Raw genomic sequence first — 16,555 nt, 5'->3', positions numbered from 1 at the left:
CCACCGTTTACAGCGGCCACGCCCGTTGTTGCAACACGACGCGATAGCCATCAACGTCTTCAAAAGTTTGCCCACTTTCGTCCCAATAGGGGTTGTAGGACTCCACCACCTGAAAACCGGCTTTGAGCATTTGCTGACATTGTGTCGCCCATATGTTCGGATCCGGAAGATAAAAGACTAGCAGATTGTCTGCCGTTGGCGCACGCCCAACGGAAGTGCTGCGATGATGGGTAAACTCCAGATGATAGCCGTGATGCGGATGACCCAAAATCACACCATCAAAACCCTGATGGTCTGCAAAACTGCCCAGCACGTTCAACCCCAACCCCAAACGATACATTTCAGTGATAATATCAAGATTATCTGTCGGTCTGGCTACGCGCATGACCGCATCACTTGGTAACATGATTTTCTCCCGCCCCCAAACAGCATAGTTAACTCAAATAACTTAAAAAGCGTGGTTAATGATGAAGATCAGACTGGCTCACCTTAATGACTATTCGGCAATCCTGCAATTACAGCAGGAAAACATCCCTGAAAACCTGAGTGACGAGCAAAAAAAGCAGGGATTTATCGTTTCCCGCATGGATGAGAAACAGTTAGCCGCGATAAATAATGATTTGGGCATATTGGTAGCAGAAGATGATAATGGCGAAGTAGCTGGTTTTGTCTGCATGATGAAAACCGATGCCCGACCGCGACCGCCGGTGGTCGACGCCATGCTGGAAGCCCTGAGGCAGCAACGTTTTGAGGGTAAACCGCTAACCGAGCTGCGAGTGTTTCTCTATGGGCCGGTGTGCGTCGCTCAGAATAAACGCGGTCAGGGCATCGTTAGCCAACTATTAGCCGAGGTAAAGCAACACACTCAGGCTAATTATGACGTCGGAGCGGCTTTTGTAGACGATGCCAATCCACATTCATTAGCGGTGCATGTAAAAGGGTTACATATGACGCCGGTGACAAACTTTACCTGTCACCAAAAAGGCTATAACTTGCTGGTTTTCTCAACAAGAAGCTAGAGTTGACGTTACTCGTAAGGGCCGTGCTGGGCGTCGAAAGGCAGCATAAAGGTATCAACAATCATGGAGAGAGGTACATCGAGTACCGTAATATATTTCCATGCTGAATCTCTGACGTCCCACTGTACGCCCGGATAATATTGATTGCCGTGCCCGGCTCCCGGCACCGTGCGGCTGATAATACTGCCGCAACCGGAGAGCGTCACAATACCCGTGAGAATCAGCAGCAAACGCAGGCTTTTCTTCAGTCCAATATTTAATGTTTTCTTCACGACGGTATCAGGCTCTTCAGGTAGTCAATGGTTGTCTAAGGTCGTTCATTTTAACCACATTTCGGTTGGCATATCCGCGCAAAAATCAGCGCGTATTTATAAGGCAAAACGGACAATGCGCCTAACACATTGCCCGTTATTATAACTTATAGATATTCCGCAGGATTAGCTCGGCATGGCCTGCGGGTTACGCGGCAGGTGCTGATAAAAATCAGCCCACTGTGCGTAAGCCTCTGGCTGCTGCCAAATCTTCTGGTGCAGACGGGCAATCATGACCGGATCGCTCAACAGCTCCAAACGTTGCAGCTTCCCAAGCTTCGCTGGCCCCTGACTCAACGCCTGATTCACCTGTAACTCTCGCCCGTGCTCGATAATCTCTTTCGCCCGATGACGCGCCGTAGCCATTGCGCTTGCCAGTGCGTTATAAGACGGATTCATTACCGCGTGCAGGAAGCCGTCGGCCAAAGCTCGCTGGCGGTTAAGCTGAAGATATTCCTCGGTCGCGACCAATTCACGCGGCGGATTATATTCCTCGGGTATCAGGAACAGTTTGGCACGCTTACTGGCCATACCCAGCGTTCTGCGGCTAGACAGCACAGAAACCACCGGCGACAGAATCAGCGAGAACACAATCGGCGACAGCCACCACAGGAAACGAAGATCCAGCCAAGCCACACCACCGGCCCAAATCAGCCCCAACAACAGCTGCGGCCCATGACGCACCAGCGCTTCGCTCCACGGCGTGGCGTCATCGTCCCGCTGCGGTGAATTCCACTGAACCGACCAGCCGAGAAAAGCGCTGACCACAAATACCGTATGGAACAGCATACGGACCGGAGCCAGCAGCACCGAGAACAGCATTTCCAATAGCATCGAAAACAGCAGCCGAATGTTGCCACCGTATTCTTTCGCCCCTTTGGCCCAAATCAGAATGATGCTCAGCAATTTCGGCAGGAACAGCAATACCAAAGTGGTAGAGAACAGGCCAATCGCCAGCTCAGGCCGCCATTGTGGCCACACGGGGAACAGTTGGCGCGGCTGTAAGAAATACTGCGGCTCCATTAGGGTATGCACCACCTGTAACGCAGTGGACAGAACCAAAAACATAAACCACAGCGGCGCAGACAGATAAGACATCACGCCGGTCAGGAATACCGCCCGGTGTACCGGATGCATACCTTTCACCAGAAACAGGCGGAAGTTCATCAGGTTACCGTGGCACCAACGCCGATCGCGCTTTAGCTCGTCCAGCAGATTGGGCGGTAACTCTTCATAGCTACCCGGCAAATCGTAAGCGATCCACACGCCCCAACCAGCCCGACGCATTAAAGCGGCCTCAACGAAGTCATGGGACAAGATGGAACCTGCGAACGAACCTTCCCCCGGCAACGGTGCCAAGGCACAATGCTCGATAAAGGGTTTCACACGGATAATGGCGTTATGGCCCCAATAGTGCGATTCCCCCAGTTGCCAGTAATGCAGGCCGGCGGTAAACAGCGGGCCATAAACCCGAGTCGCAAATTGTTGCACCCGCGCATACAGCGTATCCATGCCAGAGGCTTTTGGCGCAGACTGAATAATACCGGCGTTAGGGTTAGCTTCCATCAGACGAACCAGCCCCGTCAGGCACTCACCGCTCATTACGCTATCGGCGTCCAGAATCACCATATAGCTATACTGACCACCCCAGCGACGGCAGAAATCATCGATATTGCCACTTTTCCGTTTCACCCGACGGCGACGGCGACGATAGAAAATCTTGCCGTGGCCATCGACATCCCGGCACAGCTCCAGCCAAGCTTTTTGTTCGGCCACGCAGATATCCGGATCGTAGCTGTCACTTAATACGTAAATATCGAAATGTTCCAATTGCCCGGTCGCCGCCACCGATTCGTAAGTCGCTCGCAAACCCGCGAAAACCCGCTCTACGTCTTCATTACAAATCGGCATGATCAACGCTGTACGATGGGATGGATTCAGCGGTTCATTGCCCACTACGCTGGCAGAGATGCTGTATTTATCCTTGCCAATAAGCAGCTGCAGGAAGCCCATCAGAGCGGTCCAGAAACCGGCCGAAACCCAGCAGAACAAGACGGCAAACAGAATCAGAATGCCGGTTTGCAACAGGTAAGGCAGCAGCTGCATCACCGATTGTTGCCAGTTTTGATTCCAGATTTCGATCGGGTCGATCAGCGCCCAGCCCTGGTAAGGCAAGATACTTTTCATATACACGGTGGCAATACTGGTTTGTACCAATATCAGCGCCAGCAGGATATAACGACGGATTGAACCCACCGCGCGCCATTTCCGCTCGGCGTCTGCCTGTTCCGGCGTAGCCGAACGTGAAACCGTGGTGCGACCGAGCAACGAATCCCAAAAGCGTGCCACCGGATTGGTGCGCCAGGCCTCCGGGAACATGCGCGAGCGCACGATCGGCGGCGTGGCGCTAATAACAGTACGCCCTTCTGCATCCACGGACAGTTTTTTACCGCCCTGCAATGCATCTGGCCAGCCAGCCAACAGGCGAGCCTTAACCGACGACAGTGCGGCATCGTTATCCGCCGCGCCGTGCGGTTCCGGCTGACCCGCCGCCAGTTGGTGATGCAACTGGGCCAGCGCGTCTTTATCGTTATCAGGCAACGCCGCCCGCAATGCCTTCTGCTGCTCAACAGTCAGGGGCAAGGCGGCGAGGTAATCCTGTAATGGACTCTGAGTTGACTTATTCATCGGCAGGTAGCTGATAGCTCCAGGTTTCTGTCAGGGTTTTGTCGCCGTTGACCAGCGCTGCGCGCATTTCGATCGGTTTCTTCTCATCTTTTACTTTGACCCGCAGCGTCAAGCGCCAGCCTTTGGTTTCCGGGTTATAACGTACGCTGTTTTCCAGCAGCTCACCGTTATCGCCAACGCTGACCTGAGAAGCCAGCGGCATATTCGGATCTAAGGAGCTTAATACCGGCCCGATAAAATCAACCAGGAAAGCCACGCTGCCGTCCGGTTCGCGAATCAAATTCGACTGTTTCACATCACCGGTAGAACGTAGGGTCTGTTTGACATAACCCACGTTGTCAGAATGCAGTTTGTCTTCATCGCGGGTAAAGTGCAGACGGTAATTAAGATCCAGCGAATGCTTAGCATCGGGCAGTACGTCCGGCGTCCAGAACGCCACAATATTGTCGTTGGTTTCATCCGCAGTTGGGATTTCCACCAGCTCGACTTTGCCTTTCCCCCAATCGCCCCGCGGTTCTACCCAGGCACTTGGGCGCAGATCGTAGCGGTCGTCCAAATCTTCATATTGAGAGAAAGCGCGGCCACGCTGCAATAAACCAAACCCCTTCGGATTTTCAACGGTATAGGTGCTGATAGACAGATGTTTTGGATTATTCAGCGGACGCCAGATCCATTCACCATTGCCCGCGTGAATAGATAAGCCGTTGGAATCATGCAGCGCCGGACGGTAATTCAATACCTTAGAAGGCTGACTCGGCCCGAACAGGAACATGCTGGTGAGTGGTGCAATGCCCAGTTTGGCGACTTTGTCGCGCAGGAATACCTTAGCCTGCACATCGATTGTGGTATCTCGGCCCGGATAAACGGTAAAACGGTAAGCACCGGTAGCGCGCGGGGAATCCAGCAGCGCGTAAATCACCAAATGTTTGTCGTTAGGCTTAGGTCGTTCAATCCAGAACTCGCGAAAACGAGGGAATTCCTCACCGGATGACAAAGCGGTATCAATCGCCAACCCGCGTGCAGACAGGCCATAAACCTGCCCTTTCCCAATCACCCGGAAATAGCTGGCACCCAACAGACTCATGACTTCGTCATTTTTATCGGCTTTATTCAGTGGATAAAGCACTTTGAAACCTGCAAAACCGAGGTTTTTCACCGAGTCAGGATCGTGTTTTACCGAACCAAAATTAAAGTAATCCGGACTGTACTTAATCGGTGTGACGCTTTTGGCGGTAATCTCATTGATTTGCACCGGCGTATCGAAGTACATGCCCTGATGATAAAACTCTAACTTAAAAGGTGTTTTCAGCTTATTCCAATAGGATTTATCGTGATTGAACTGAATTTGCTGATAATCGGCGAATTTCATCTCGCGAAATTGCGAAGGAAGGTTACTCTTGGGAGCATCAAAACTTTTATCCGCCAGATTCTGGGCTTTTTTTGCCACGTCATCCAAAGTAAAAGCTGAAACCGAACAAGAGAATAAAGATAACAAAATAGCAACACTCAGCCATTTAGCGCGATTCACACTCTGGCCTTTCGATAAAATATTAACTGGCACAATTCCCCCTTTACGGGTAATTAAATTCTTAAAGCCATTTTAATGGATTATCCTGTCTGGCGACAATATGATAAATCCTGATTTCATGTTTGTGGCTATTGTTTAAACGACGAACTAATCATTAAGCCTAGCAAGCCTCATTGCAATAGGCTATGGAAAAATAATAAACCTTATAGTAGGGTTTTACATTCCGCCTTATCCAGTGCCGATAAAATAAGCGCGTTATTCTCTCAATTATAACAACTAGCGAATATCTATGAAGAAAAGTACTAAACAACGAGAATATTTCCTGGACGCTATTCGCGCCTATTTGATGTTACTGGGGATTCCTTTTCATCTTTCGCTGATTTACTCCAGCCACCATTGGGCAGTAAACAGCAGTATCTCGTCGCCGTCTCTAACCTTGCTGAATGACTTTATCCACGCCTTTCGCATGCAGGTGTTCTTCGTTATCTCCGGTTACTTCTCTTTTATGCTGTATCAGCGCTATGAGCGGCGGCGCTGGCTGAAAGTTCGCCTAGAACGCGTGGCTATTCCATTAATCACCGCCATTCCATTGATTACCCTGCCGCAATTTTTTTTGCTTAAACACTATACAAATAAATTACAGGAGTGGAATTCTTTTACACTTTATCAAAAAATAAATATTGCTATTTGGGAAGGCGTTTCCCACCTCTGGTTTTTGTTAACTTTGGCATTACTGACCTTAGCTGGCCTTTACCTGTTCAATAAGATTAAAAATATCAACCAATCACTTAACGGTAGGATTAATAAATTGAATAGTTTAGGAAGAATCTCACTGTTTTTCTTTCTCTTCTATTTATTATATTCTGTGGTTCGTAGAATAATATTTATACTCTCCCCAGAATTACTCTTTAATAGTGTTTTTAATTTTGTGGTTATGGAAACGCTGTTTTATGCGCCTTTCTTTATTCTCGGGGCCATGACTTTTAAATACCTTTGGCTAAAAGAAGTGTTTCTAAAGTTTTCACCGATGGCATTAATCGCTTCCGTTGTCCTATTGGCTGCCTATTGTATTAATCAACAAGTGTTTAACCCGGATTATTTTTCCTTCGAGCTGGATATCCTTATCAAAGCGCTGATGGGGATCACCATGACTAACGTGGTGTTTTCTTTGGGTTATCGTCTGCTTAACGCCTCATCGTCCGGCATTACCTATCTGGTTAACGCGTCGTTGTTCATTTATTTGGTGCATCATCCGTTAACCTTGATCTACGGCGCTCTTATCGCGCCGCATATTCAGAATAACGCTTTGGGCTTCCTAGTGGGCCTGCTGTTTGTCTGCCCTGTCGCCTTTTTGCTGTACGAAATTCATCTACGTATTCCGCTGCTAAAATTCTTGTTTTCCGGTAAAACAGCCAGCACTGTTTCCTCACAGCATAATGTTATTACCAAGTAATATGGTTGTGGCAATATCGTTAACCACTTAAAACCATTACACTGTCTACCCCTTGCAAAACAAGATGGGGCAGCAACACCTCACTGTATGCCCGTTAATCGGGCATTCTTACCGAGCAACAATCATTGGGATAAGCTTCGCTCGCAGTGATATGACAGAGGATTTGTGATGAGTACACCAGACACTACCGGGAAAAACCTGACGAATGATGCCGATATCAGCGCCGAGTTTTCCACCCTTTTTGCCTTGGTCAATCGACTCAGCAGCGCGTTGGACGGCTCCATTAACGGAAAAGATCGCAGCGTGTTGGTCAATGAGCTTTCACAACTGACCTTTTCAGAAGTGCCGAACCCCGAACGCGCCATAGTGACCGAATTAGTCAAACGCACTCTGGTCACCCTCGATCGGGCATAACGCTTTGCCTGTGCTCACCCGCTGCACCATCGGCACGGGTGAGCCGCTTCTGCTCCTGATTTCCTCGCTCAGCTCCGCTTAATTCTTCCTCAATGGGATAAAACACTTTTTTTTCCCGATTGGGCCAGAGAGATAGTTCAAAAATACAAATTTAACACCTTGAATTAGGTCATATCTTAGCTTTTAACTGCGCTTTTCTGTGTATAATTAACTTGTTTCATCCATAACCCGCCATTTATGCATAAACCAGGAGATCCCCCACCGTGGACGCGACCACTATTAACAGTCTCTTTTTAATCGGCGCAGTACTGGTGGGCGCAAGTATCTTACTCAGTTCACTCTCATCCCGTTTAGGTATCCCGATTTTAGTTATCTTCCTCGCCATCGGCATGCTGGCCGGCGGTGACGGTATCGGCGGTATTCCTTTTGATAATTATCCGGCCGCCTATCTGGTCAGTAACTTGGCGCTAGCGGTGATTTTGCTGGACGGCGGGATGCGCACCCGAGCTTCATCATTCCGCGTAGCTTTATGGCCAGCGTTATCTTTAGCGACCGTTGGAGTGATGATTACCGCGGGATTAACCGGTCTGGCCGCGGCCTGGCTATTTGATCTGGATATCATCCAGGGGATGTTAATTGGCGCAATTATAGGTTCTACCGACGCAGCGGCCGTTTTCTCACTATTAGGGGGAAAAGGGTTAAACGAACGCGTCAGCGCTACGCTGGAGATCGAATCTGGCAGCAACGATCCTATGGCGGTCTTCCTGACCATCACGCTGATAGCGATGATTTCCGCCGGCGAAACCAGCCTAAGCTGGATGTTCATCATACATTTACTGCAACAGTTCGGGCTGGGCATTATCCTGGGCCTGCTGGGCGGTAGTCTGCTGCTGCTGCTGATTAACCGCATTGAGTTAGCCAACGGTCTATATCCGCTACTGGCCGTCAGCGGCGGTATCATGATTTTTGCGTTAACCACTGCGCTAAATGGTAGCGGCATTCTGGCCGTTTACCTGTGTGGGCTGATGCTGGGCAACCGCCCTATCCGCAACCGTTCCGGGATCTTGCAAACCTTTGACGGTCTAGCGTGGCTCAGTCAGATTGGGATGTTCCTGGTATTGGGGCTACTGCTCAATCCGAGTGATTTACTGCCGATCGCCATTCCGGCGCTGATTTTATCCCTGTGGATGATTTTGTTCGCTCGCCCGCTGTCGGTATTTATCGGGCTGCTGCCTTTCCGTAGCTTTAACCTACGTGAACGTATTTTTATCTCTTGGGTAGGTCTGCGCGGTGCTGTGCCGGTGATTTTAGCGGTATTCCCAATGATGGCTGGCCTGCCAAACGCCCATTTATTCTTTAACGTCGCTTTCTTTGTGGTGCTGGTTTCTTTGCTATTACAAGGCACCAGTTTGTCCTTTGCGGCCAGGAAAACCAAACTGGTGGTTCCCCCAGCTCTGGCACCGATTTCCCGCGTCGGGCTAGATATTGATATGAACCGTCAATGGGAACAGTTCATCTATCAGCTTAGCTCGGAAAAATGGTGCATTGGTGCGGCGCTGCGCGATCTGAAAATGCCGCGGGGCACTCGAATTGCAGCGTTATTTCGCGGTAAAGACTTACTGCACCCAACCGGTAGCACCCGACTGAAAGAAGGCGATATTCTGTGTGTAATCGGTCAGGAACACGATTTGCCAGCGCTGGGTAAGTTATTTAGCCAATCGCCTACTATCACTCTGGATGAGCGCTTCTTCGGTGACTTCATTTTGGAAGCTGATGCACGACTCAATGATATCTCTAATATTTATGGATTAAATCTGGAAGACGGAATTGATGGCCAGCAAACCTTGGGTCAGTTTGTGATCTATTTATTGGGCGGAGAACCGGTTATCGGTGACCAGATCGAATGGGATGGCCTGACCTGGACTATTGCTGAAATGGATAATGACCGCGTCACTAAAGTTGGCGTAAAAATTATCACCGAGAAAGCCTGACCGTTATTTTAGCGGCTGATATTTTCTCAGCCGCCAATTCTATCTGATAAAAATCTTAACGCCGCTGGCAGTGATTGTTGTCGCCAGCGGTCATTTGCAAACCCTGCCCTTTTCTCTCCGTTGGTTTTTATATCATTCGGCTAATTTGCCGCGGCCGTTTCAATAGAAATGGCAGAACTTGGCAAACCGAAAATCCGATCAAACAACCCGTTAAAAATGAAGGTATAGCAAGGTATTAGCACAATGAGCGCCAAATCCAGATAGAAAGCTTCCAGCAAACTGATGTTCATCCACCAGGCGATTAACGGAATCAAATACACCACCAGCGTCAGTTGAAAGCCAATGGCGTGCAGCACCCGCCGTTTAACCGTGCGCGTCCGGCTGAGCTGGCGGCTTTCCCAAAACTCGAAAATATAGTTATAAACAAAGTTCCAACTCACCGCGATAGTCGTAATCATCACCGAAAGCGGGCCTGTATTTCCCGGCGAAGTCCCTGATAGCAAAGCCAACCCCAAAGCCGAAATCACCAGCCCAATAATTTCATATGCCGTGACGTACACCAGCTTTCTTTTTAACCCTTGCATAACCACCTCATTATTATTCGCTGATGAGCAATCTCCGTCGCCCATCGATTAAGGCCGCCAAGATATCGTCATTCGTACTGACATTAAAAGTTAGCTATTATCAGTTTTACTGATAGGAGGACGAATGAATTTTTCGAGTGAAAATATCGAGTTATTTTTAGCCGTTATCGACCGAGGGTCCTTCTCGGCGGCGGCCAGAGCCTTACACCGCGTACCGTCAGCGGTCAGCATGGGCATTGCTAATATGGAGGCCGAGCTTGGGTTTCCGCTGTTCGACCGTCGCTCCCGCGAACCAATCCCGACGCCATTGGCATTAGCACTGGAGCCACAGGCGCGAATAATCGCTCAGCAGCTTCAGCAGCTACGGGTTCACGCCGTCGAATTATCTCAAGGATTGGAAAGCACGTTTGCTTTAGCTATGGCGGCGGAAGTGGATAAAACACCGGTTCTGGCGGCGTTGAAAATTCTGTCTCAACGTTATCCTCTGCTGAATATCGAGGTGCTCAGCGCGCCGCAGGATGATGTGTTACATATGTTGCACTGCGGCAGAGTCAGCGTGGCGCTGGCCTTCGGCGGGCTAAGCATCAACGTGCAGGAACAATTTCAATACGTGGGCAGTGAATCATTGATTGCCACTATTTCAGCTCGCCACTGGGCGGCAGAAAATGCCAATGATGCACTTTATATTGAAGATTTAGTCACCATTCGCCAGATCATCGTTGCCAGCATGAGCCACCCTATCAGCGATACTCGTCCGCTGGTTGCAGGCAGCTATTGGCGAACCGACACGCTGGCTATGGCATTGGGCATGGTAGAAGCCGGTTTGGGTTGGGGCAATCTACCTTTTTCATTGATCGAACCCTTACTAAAACAAGGACATTTGAAACAACTGCATTTTAAAAATACCAAAAACGAGCTGAAATTACCGATTCACGCCGTTTGGCTAAAGAATCAGTCGCTAAATAAAGCCGCGCGGGAATTTGTGCAATTGATGAGCCAGTAAACTGACATGACAGCGCCGTACAAATAATGAGCTACATTTATAGGAGCCCATTCTGGGTGACATACAGTTACATCTGATTTTTTCTCTGCTTTTATTCGCCCTGAGGTAATAAAAATGGAATCACTTCCTACCAGAGATCCTGAGAACGGCCCGCCAAATAAACGACGTTCATTATTAAAAGCGGCCATTGGCATGTCAGCACTAAGCATCACCGGTGCCATTGGTTTAACCAGCCCCGGAGTAACCTATGCCGCAGCGCTGACCAAAGAAGAAAGAGATAAACTCACTCCAGACCAGATTATTCAAGGTTTGAAAGACGGTAATATCCGTTTCCGACACGGAAAAATGCAGCAACACGATTATTTAGCGCAAAAACGCGCCAGCGCCAGTGGGCAATTTCCCTCGGCGGTCATATTAAGCTGTATTGACTCCCGCGCTCCGGCTGAAATTGTTTTTGATACCGGAATTGGTGAAACATTTAATGGACGAATCGCCGGCAACATTGCCAATAACGATCTCCTCGGTAGCCTGGAATTTGCCTGTGCTGTAGCCGGTGCCAAAGTGATTCTGGTATTGGGGCATACCGCCTGCGGTGCTATCCGCGGAGCCATTGATAATGTTGAGCTGGGGAATTTAACCGGGTTACTGGCACAAATAAAACCGGCCATTGCGGCAACGGAATATAGCGGCGACCGCTCGGGCAATAACGCCGCTTTCGTGGATGCGGTAGCGAAAACTAACGTAGAGAACACGATAAAAACTATTCGTGAGCGCAGCGATATTTTGAATAAGCTGGAAAAAGAAGGAAAAATCAAGATTACCGGAGCCATGTACCAATTAGACGGCGGGGCAGTCGATTTTATCCAGATATAACAGCCGCATGACGCTTTCCCTTCAAACAGGCAGTAGCGTTCTTTTATTGTGAAAATGTTATTGTGAATGTTTTATTGCAGGTATTGATAGCGAGATTATCCGCTAAGCAAATAAAACAGTCTTCTGTTTGAAGGGAATATTTGTGCATAGCGACAACAAATGATGAAATGCAAACACGCGTTTACGGTAAAAATAGATCGTAACGTTCAATCAGGAAATATTGGATTTTAGAGAGGTCAATAAAGAGTAAAACCAAGAGATAACCAAGAAGTGAATGGCGGAGGAGGAGAGATTCGAACTCTCGAACGGTTTCCCGTCGACGGTTTTCAAGACCGTTGCCTTCAGCCACTCGGCCACCCCTCCGCAATGAGGCGCACTATAAACAGCGCGACCTGGCTTGTAAAGCCTGATTTGGTTTAATTGGACAAAAATCCGTCACCACGGCAACGAAAGCCGAATTTATCGTCAGCTTGATGAAAAATGGCGCATTGCGGTTTATCTTTGCAGTCCACTGCCACTTTCCTGTTTATCGCAGACATTTTTGGGATACCGACGAATATTTGCTAAATTAACCGCTGATTTGGTTTTTTGCATAATTGAGGCCGTATGTTGGAGTTTGAAGGTCGGATAATTGATACCGATGCTCAGGGGTATTTGAAGAATAGCGATGACTGGTCTGAAAGTCTGGCTCCTATTTTAGCCGCGCAGGAAGACATCACCCTAACCGAGCCGCATTGGGAAGTGGTTCGCTTTGTCCGAGCGTTTTATCAGGAGTTTAATACCTCGCCAGCAATTCGCATGTTGGTCAAAGCCATGGCGCAAAAATACGGCGAGGAGAAAGGCAATAGCCGCTACCTCTACCGCCTTTTTCCAAAAGGCCCGGCGAAACAGGCCACCAAGATTGCAGGTTTACCTAAACCGGTAAAATGTATTTGATCGTTCAGATCTGTTACTCACTGCATAAACTGACCGGCCTAATGGCCGGCGGTTTAATAACGAATCTTGAAGCCTTCAAATACTTCAACCGCTCTGGGTTCCGTCAACACCCGATCCACTCTTGCCCCCCGAGGCCCGCCCTGCCGCAGCCACGCCATCAGCTCTTCCACTGATTCTGACTCACCGCAGGCAATCACTTCAACGCTACCGTCATCCATGTTTTTCGCATAACCGGTGATACCGCGACTAACCGCTTCATGTTGGGTACAAAAACGGAACCCCACGCCCTGAACCACACCGTAAACATAGGCCGCGATACAGACTTTTGGCATATTTATTCCCTCATTTTTATTTTTAGTGCATATATTCCGATACCAAACTTTATTCCGATACCAAACTTATTATCGCTACTTTTCTGTTATCTCACCGCAACCATCTCATTATGGCCTTAGGCTCGTCTCACGCCAAATACAGTCAGAACAATTAATATTATTGACGTATTCCCAGATCCAATTCCGGCATAGTCAAGCGCAGATCTATCCAACGCCCTGTGGGATTATCGAACGGTTGGCCATCGTTGATGTACAATAGATCCCTGCGCAATTTCGTAAATCGAAACCAGGGTAATACTCCAATTTTAGCTATAAAAAAACCGGTCTAAGCCAGCAGAGATGAGTGATAAAGTTCGAAATCTCAATTCCTTGAGAAGGGTTTTCATCCCTGCGATTTTGGTTAGCTCATCCCTAACCGTTGAGTAAGACTTGCATGAGCAAATCTGAACAGAGGGCTTCCTGCGCCTCCAGCGGTTGTTATCCTAAGGTATTAATTAAACACCTATTTATTCGCAGCATTCGCCGCTTATCGCACTCCCCATCGCTGTAGCGCTCATTTTCTTACCGGTATCACCATCACAGAGCGTTAGCACGCCAACTACGTCAAAATAAGCCGTATATTCAAGCCCCTCCAGTCCGTGATGACCGCCCACCAAAGCTAGAGTCAGCGCCGCACCGCCAGCGGAGGACGCCAGAAGTTTGTTACGTAGAGCGGGAGCCATTAGATTTCTCCTTTAACTGAAATTCTTTTCGCTTGTAGTGCCAGTTCACGCCAACGGCTCCAATCTTGCAGACAATTCCGATGATAATTGCCCATTCGTTCAACGAAAGCTCGCCCAACGCGGCCGTCAAACCACCAAGCCAGCAAGACAACTCACTGACATATTTATCCATTCGCATAGCCTCCTCCCCCTGCCGGTCTGGCTGGGCATTTGTAAGATTCAGGTGTCAACAGGAATAGCTCTCCGCCACGGCTCCTCGCGTTACGGGGGCGTGTAGACGTTGGAGTTTGACGGAGAGCCAGATACGAAAAAGCCCCGCAGAAGCGAGGCCTTGATTGACTCATCCTGGCATCCGTTGGAGATGCTGGATTTGATATTTGGGGTGAATCAGGGTGATCACCGCTTTACTTAATATATCTACCTCAGTCTGCATCAGGAAAACAGATGAGCTGCGAGATACAATGATATTCACTAAGTACCTATAAATGCAAAAAGCCCCGGTGGTTAACCCGAGGCCTTTCTCTGATGAGCCTTTATAAGTAGCCCACTATGAGAAGCAGTTTACCCCAATTTTCGGAAAAATAAATAGCTAACGATAAAATAATTCACTATTTTTTCATTAGCTATTTAATTGCTTTACTCAATAAGTTACTGGCGCGGACTTCTTCCTGCTCCAACTGGCCAATCAGCGAATCGTAAAATGGCTTAATGCTTTTATCCCAGGTTGCGGCACTGATGGCGTTAGTCAGCGAACTCACTGCCCGAAATGCGGTTGATGCCGGAATTCGCTCGTACCCGCGACCGCGGCAACGCTGACAATCGCGCTTTACTGGAAGGCCCTGTTTCTCGGTCTCTTTTTGATCCACAACGACACCGCGGCCACGGCAATCCCGGCAGGCAACGGAAACCACGCCTTTTCCCCGACACTGGCTGCAAATAACCTGAGTAGGCTGGCTATAGGCCCTCTTTTCCCGATCTTTCGCCGTTGCTACCCTGTCGATAACGAACCTTTTCCCCTTACAACAAGAACATTCCTCAACGCCTGAGGCGCTGCGGCAATAATCCTGATAGGCAAAACCCGCCAGTTTCTGTACGACTTTCACTTTAACCCTGCCATCCAGCTTACGTAAGGCTGCCACCTTATCGCATTGGGTCATGCCATATTGAGTGAGTAACTGAATCGCATCTTTGGCATCACCAGCACTTAAACCCAGCTTCCCTGAATAGGCTTTAAACCCGAGTTCAGCCTTGGACTGACACAGGCCGAAAGCTCCCATCACATCGGCGCCGGTCAAGATATCGCCCGTCGCACCAGGGCTATCGGTGAAAGATTGTGATTTACAGAATAGATACTTTGTCGCTGATTCCAGGTTCATATTGCTTTCCTCGCCTGCACGCCCATCCGTAGATAGACGTAAATAAAAATCTATGCCGCTCCTTGACGTATCCCTACGCCGGACCGCAACGTTCTCAGTTCTTACTAGCGGTCAGGGTTCCCTATCCTTACTCCTCGTAACCCCTTGTGTTGGCAACGCTCTTGTCGCGTTAGCTCAGCCAATCACCTTGCCTCGCAGACTATCGTCCATAGCTATTTGGCTCCGTCACTCTGGAATCCAGCAATGTCGGTATCACGTCGCTAACCTGGTTGAACAACACGCCTACCCATTTTAAACGCCGCTCGACCCTATGAAACCACACGACACTTGCATCATCGCCAGACGCTGTTTGCTTCACAGGTCTTCTCCGTATGAATAAATACCCATTAATAATACCGCAAGTATTTATCAAATCAATATCTGCGGTATTGTTATTTTAATAGCTCTGGTATTAGAATGAGTGAATGGAAAAGAAAAAACCGCTCACGCCCGAACAGATCGAAGACGCGATGCGTTTGAAATCTCTTTATGAGGCAAAGAAAAAATCGCTGCATATCACCCAACAGGCGATAGCCGATGACCTTGACGTCAGCCAGGGCGCGATTGGCCATTACCTGAACGGCCGGAATCCATTAAACACCAAGGTCGCGGCGGCATTTGCCAAACATCTTCAGGTCTCTATTGCCGATTTCAGTCCTACGTTAGCCAAAGAGGCCGCCCTGCTTGGAGAGAATGCCAATTCGAATAACGTGAGTTATCTTGGGCAAAAATCTACGGTTGGCACCTTCCCGCTGATTAGCTGGGTGAGCGCCGGGAGCTGGCTGGAAGCGGTAGAACCCTATCGCAGAGATGAAATTGATATTTGGCCTGACACCACGGTAAATGCCAGCCCCGGTTCTTTCTGGCTACGGGTGAAAGGTGACTCCATGACCGCGCCAACGGGGTTTACCGTGCCCGAAGGAATGATTATTTTAGTCGATCCAGAGAAGGAGCCGGTCAGCGGAAAACTGGTGGTGGCCAAGCTGGAAAATGAAAACGAAGCGACGTTCAAACAGTTTATGACCGATGCTGGACGTAAGTACCTTAAGGCATTAAACCCGCATCATCCGCCGACTATTATCAACGGAAACTGTAAAATTATCGGCGTTGTGGTGGATATCAAATGGGAACATATTCCTTAATACCCAAAGCCTATAGATAAAACCACCGATTGTTATCAGAAGCAAAAAGGCAATCCTGCGGTGATTTATCATAAAAATAAATGGCTTAAGCCGGAATAAAAATCTGTTAATACATTTCTTTTACACCGGCTTGAGTGATAAATT

General features: G+C 48.8%; 18 protein-coding genes and 1 tRNA gene. 8 read left to right on the top strand and 11 right to left on the bottom strand.

Going from position 1 to position 16,555, the window contains the following annotated elements; genetic code table 11:
* Positions 1 to 7: 7 nt before the first annotated feature.
* Complete coding sequence (locus ACQ4OC_RS01445; protein WP_120806134.1) at positions 8 to 406, bottom strand: VOC family protein; 399 nt, start codon at positions 404 to 406, stop codon at positions 8 to 10.
* Positions 407 to 467: 61 nt separating this feature from the next.
* On the opposite strand from ACQ4OC_RS01445, the gene ACQ4OC_RS01440 reads away from it, so the two are divergent.
* The gene (locus ACQ4OC_RS01440; protein ID WP_120806170.1) at positions 468 to 1,019 is read left to right on the top strand and encodes a GNAT family N-acetyltransferase; all 552 of its coding nucleotides are present in this window, start codon (positions 468 to 470) and stop codon (positions 1,017 to 1,019) included.
* Positions 1,020 to 1,027: 8 nt separating this feature from the next.
* Here ACQ4OC_RS01440 and ACQ4OC_RS01435 read toward each other — a convergent pair whose 3' ends face one another.
* From ACQ4OC_RS01435 to ACQ4OC_RS01425, 3 genes are all read right to left on the bottom strand, one after another.
* Positions 1,028 to 1,273, bottom strand: a complete 246-nt coding sequence (locus ACQ4OC_RS01435; RefSeq protein ID WP_049596818.1) for a YceK/YidQ family lipoprotein — start codon at positions 1,271 to 1,273, stop codon at positions 1,028 to 1,030.
* 183 nt (positions 1,274 to 1,456) lie between these two features.
* A complete protein-coding gene (gene mdoH, locus ACQ4OC_RS01430) occupies positions 1,457 to 4,018 on the bottom strand; it encodes a glucans biosynthesis glucosyltransferase MdoH (RefSeq protein ID WP_064512997.1) in 2,562 nt (853 codons plus the stop codon).
* Positions 4,011 to 5,528 (bottom strand): glucan biosynthesis protein G, encoded by a 1,518-nt coding sequence (locus tag ACQ4OC_RS01425; RefSeq protein WP_371112903.1) that lies wholly within the window; start codon positions 5,526 to 5,528, stop codon positions 4,011 to 4,013. The genes mdoH and ACQ4OC_RS01425 overlap by 8 nt, the downstream gene beginning before the upstream one ends.
* Before the next feature lie 307 nt (positions 5,529 to 5,835).
* Here ACQ4OC_RS01425 and mdoC point away from each other — a divergent pair, with 307 nt between their 5' ends.
* The 3 genes from mdoC to ACQ4OC_RS01410 all read left to right on the top strand — a co-directional run bounded on the left by mdoC (position 5,836) and on the right by ACQ4OC_RS01410 (position 9,404).
* A complete protein-coding gene (gene mdoC, locus ACQ4OC_RS01420; RefSeq protein ID WP_120806132.1) occupies positions 5,836 to 6,999 on the top strand; it encodes a glucans biosynthesis protein MdoC in 1,164 nt (387 codons plus the stop codon).
* 168 nt (positions 7,000 to 7,167) lie between these two features.
* Positions 7,168 to 7,413, top strand: coding sequence for a hypothetical protein (locus tag ACQ4OC_RS01415; protein ID WP_064512994.1), 246 nt, complete (start codon positions 7,168 to 7,170; stop codon positions 7,411 to 7,413).
* A gap of 263 nt (positions 7,414 to 7,676) precedes the next feature.
* Positions 7,677 to 9,404, top strand: a complete 1,728-nt coding sequence (locus tag ACQ4OC_RS01410) for a potassium/proton antiporter (protein ID WP_064512993.1) — start codon at positions 7,677 to 7,679, stop codon at positions 9,402 to 9,404.
* A 140-nt stretch (positions 9,405 to 9,544) separates the two neighbouring features.
* On the opposite strand, the gene ACQ4OC_RS01405 is transcribed toward ACQ4OC_RS01410, so the two are convergent.
* Entirely contained in the window at positions 9,545 to 9,988 is a 444-nt protein-coding gene (locus ACQ4OC_RS01405; RefSeq protein WP_064512990.1) for a PACE efflux transporter, read from the bottom strand.
* A 124-nt stretch (positions 9,989 to 10,112) separates the two neighbouring features.
* Here ACQ4OC_RS01405 and ACQ4OC_RS01400 point away from each other — a divergent pair, with 124 nt between their 5' ends.
* On the top strand, positions 10,113 to 10,991 hold the full coding sequence (locus ACQ4OC_RS01400) for a LysR family transcriptional regulator (RefSeq protein WP_064512988.1): 879 nt from the start codon (positions 10,113 to 10,115) through the stop codon (positions 10,989 to 10,991).
* Positions 10,992 to 11,105: 114 nt separating this feature from the next.
* Positions 11,106 to 11,864 (top strand): carbonic anhydrase, encoded by a 759-nt coding sequence (locus ACQ4OC_RS01395; protein ID WP_120806128.1) that lies wholly within the window; start codon positions 11,106 to 11,108, stop codon positions 11,862 to 11,864.
* A 275-nt stretch (positions 11,865 to 12,139) separates the two neighbouring features.
* Here ACQ4OC_RS01395 and ACQ4OC_RS01390 read toward each other — a convergent pair.
* Positions 12,140 to 12,227, bottom strand: a tRNA-Ser gene (locus ACQ4OC_RS01390).
* Positions 12,228 to 12,470: 243 nt separating this feature from the next.
* Between ACQ4OC_RS01390 and tusE the strand changes: the two genes are divergently transcribed.
* Positions 12,471 to 12,800: a sulfurtransferase TusE gene (gene tusE, locus ACQ4OC_RS01385; RefSeq protein ID WP_049596459.1), complete on the top strand. Its 330-nt coding sequence runs from the start codon at positions 12,471 to 12,473 to the stop codon at positions 12,798 to 12,800.
* 53 nt (positions 12,801 to 12,853) lie between these two features.
* On the opposite strand, the gene yccX is transcribed toward tusE, so the two are convergent.
* The 5 genes from yccX to ACQ4OC_RS01360 all read right to left on the bottom strand — a co-directional run bounded on the left by yccX (position 12,854) and on the right by ACQ4OC_RS01360 (position 15,588).
* Complete coding sequence (yccX, locus tag ACQ4OC_RS01380) at positions 12,854 to 13,132, bottom strand: acylphosphatase (RefSeq protein ID WP_064512985.1); 279 nt, start codon at positions 13,130 to 13,132, stop codon at positions 12,854 to 12,856.
* A 506-nt stretch (positions 13,133 to 13,638) separates the two neighbouring features.
* Complete coding sequence (locus ACQ4OC_RS01375; protein ID WP_064512982.1) at positions 13,639 to 13,854, bottom strand: hypothetical protein; 216 nt, start codon at positions 13,852 to 13,854, stop codon at positions 13,639 to 13,641.
* Entirely contained in the window at positions 13,835 to 14,032 is a 198-nt protein-coding gene (locus tag ACQ4OC_RS01370; protein WP_064512980.1) for a phage holin family protein, read from the bottom strand. The genes ACQ4OC_RS01375 and ACQ4OC_RS01370 overlap by 20 nt, the downstream gene beginning before the upstream one ends.
* A gap of 445 nt (positions 14,033 to 14,477) precedes the next feature.
* On the bottom strand, positions 14,478 to 15,230 hold the full coding sequence (locus tag ACQ4OC_RS01365) for an antitermination protein (RefSeq protein ID WP_120806125.1): 753 nt from the start codon (positions 15,228 to 15,230) through the stop codon (positions 14,478 to 14,480).
* A 199-nt stretch (positions 15,231 to 15,429) separates the two neighbouring features.
* Entirely contained in the window at positions 15,430 to 15,588 is a 159-nt protein-coding gene (locus ACQ4OC_RS01360; RefSeq protein WP_179207931.1) for a hypothetical protein, read from the bottom strand.
* 106 nt (positions 15,589 to 15,694) lie between these two features.
* Between ACQ4OC_RS01360 and ACQ4OC_RS01355 the strand changes: the two genes are divergently transcribed.
* Positions 15,695 to 16,411, top strand: a complete 717-nt coding sequence (locus ACQ4OC_RS01355; RefSeq protein WP_064512976.1) for a LexA family protein — start codon at positions 15,695 to 15,697, stop codon at positions 16,409 to 16,411.
* Positions 16,412 to 16,555 lie beyond the last annotated feature (144 nt).

Source organism: Yersinia sp. J1 (assembly GCF_050586585.1).
GTDB classification, from domain to species: Bacteria; Pseudomonadota; Gammaproteobacteria; order Enterobacterales; family Enterobacteriaceae; genus Yersinia; species Yersinia entomophaga.
Note: the sequence above shows the minus strand (reverse complement) of the source record. Positions and strands in the feature narration are given on the sequence as shown.

Excerpts from the sequence above, each read along its gene's own strand:
- mdoC (WP_120806132.1), top strand. The coding sequence starts at position 5,836 with ATGAAGAAAAGTACTAAACAACGAGAATATTTCCTGGACGCTATTCGC.
- ACQ4OC_RS01445 (WP_120806134.1), bottom strand. The coding sequence starts at position 406 with ATGTTACCAAGTGATGCGGTCATGCGCGTAGCCAGACCGACAGATAAT.
- ACQ4OC_RS01375 (WP_064512982.1), bottom strand. The coding sequence starts at position 13,854 with ATGGCTCCCGCTCTACGTAACAAACTTCTGGCGTCCTCCGCTGGCGGT.
- ACQ4OC_RS01365 (WP_120806125.1), bottom strand. The coding sequence starts at position 15,230 with ATGAACCTGGAATCAGCGACAAAGTATCTATTCTGTAAATCACAATCT.
- mdoH (WP_064512997.1), bottom strand. The coding sequence starts at position 4,018 with ATGAATAAGTCAACTCAGAGTCCATTACAGGATTACCTCGCCGCCTTG.
- ACQ4OC_RS01370 (WP_064512980.1), bottom strand. The coding sequence starts at position 14,032 with ATGCGAATGGATAAATATGTCAGTGAGTTGTCTTGCTGGCTTGGTGGT.
- ACQ4OC_RS01400 (WP_064512988.1), top strand. The coding sequence starts at position 10,113 with ATGAATTTTTCGAGTGAAAATATCGAGTTATTTTTAGCCGTTATCGAC.
- ACQ4OC_RS01395 (WP_120806128.1), top strand. The coding sequence starts at position 11,106 with ATGGAATCACTTCCTACCAGAGATCCTGAGAACGGCCCGCCAAATAAA.
- ACQ4OC_RS01415 (WP_064512994.1), top strand. The coding sequence starts at position 7,168 with ATGAGTACACCAGACACTACCGGGAAAAACCTGACGAATGATGCCGAT.
- ACQ4OC_RS01405 (WP_064512990.1), bottom strand. The coding sequence starts at position 9,988 with ATGCAAGGGTTAAAAAGAAAGCTGGTGTACGTCACGGCATATGAAATT.
- ACQ4OC_RS01440 (WP_120806170.1), top strand. The coding sequence starts at position 468 with ATGAAGATCAGACTGGCTCACCTTAATGACTATTCGGCAATCCTGCAA.
- ACQ4OC_RS01355 (WP_064512976.1), top strand. The coding sequence starts at position 15,695 with ATGGAAAAGAAAAAACCGCTCACGCCCGAACAGATCGAAGACGCGATG.
- tusE (WP_049596459.1), top strand. The coding sequence starts at position 12,471 with ATGTTGGAGTTTGAAGGTCGGATAATTGATACCGATGCTCAGGGGTAT.
- yccX (WP_064512985.1), bottom strand. The coding sequence starts at position 13,132 with ATGCCAAAAGTCTGTATCGCGGCCTATGTTTACGGTGTGGTTCAGGGC.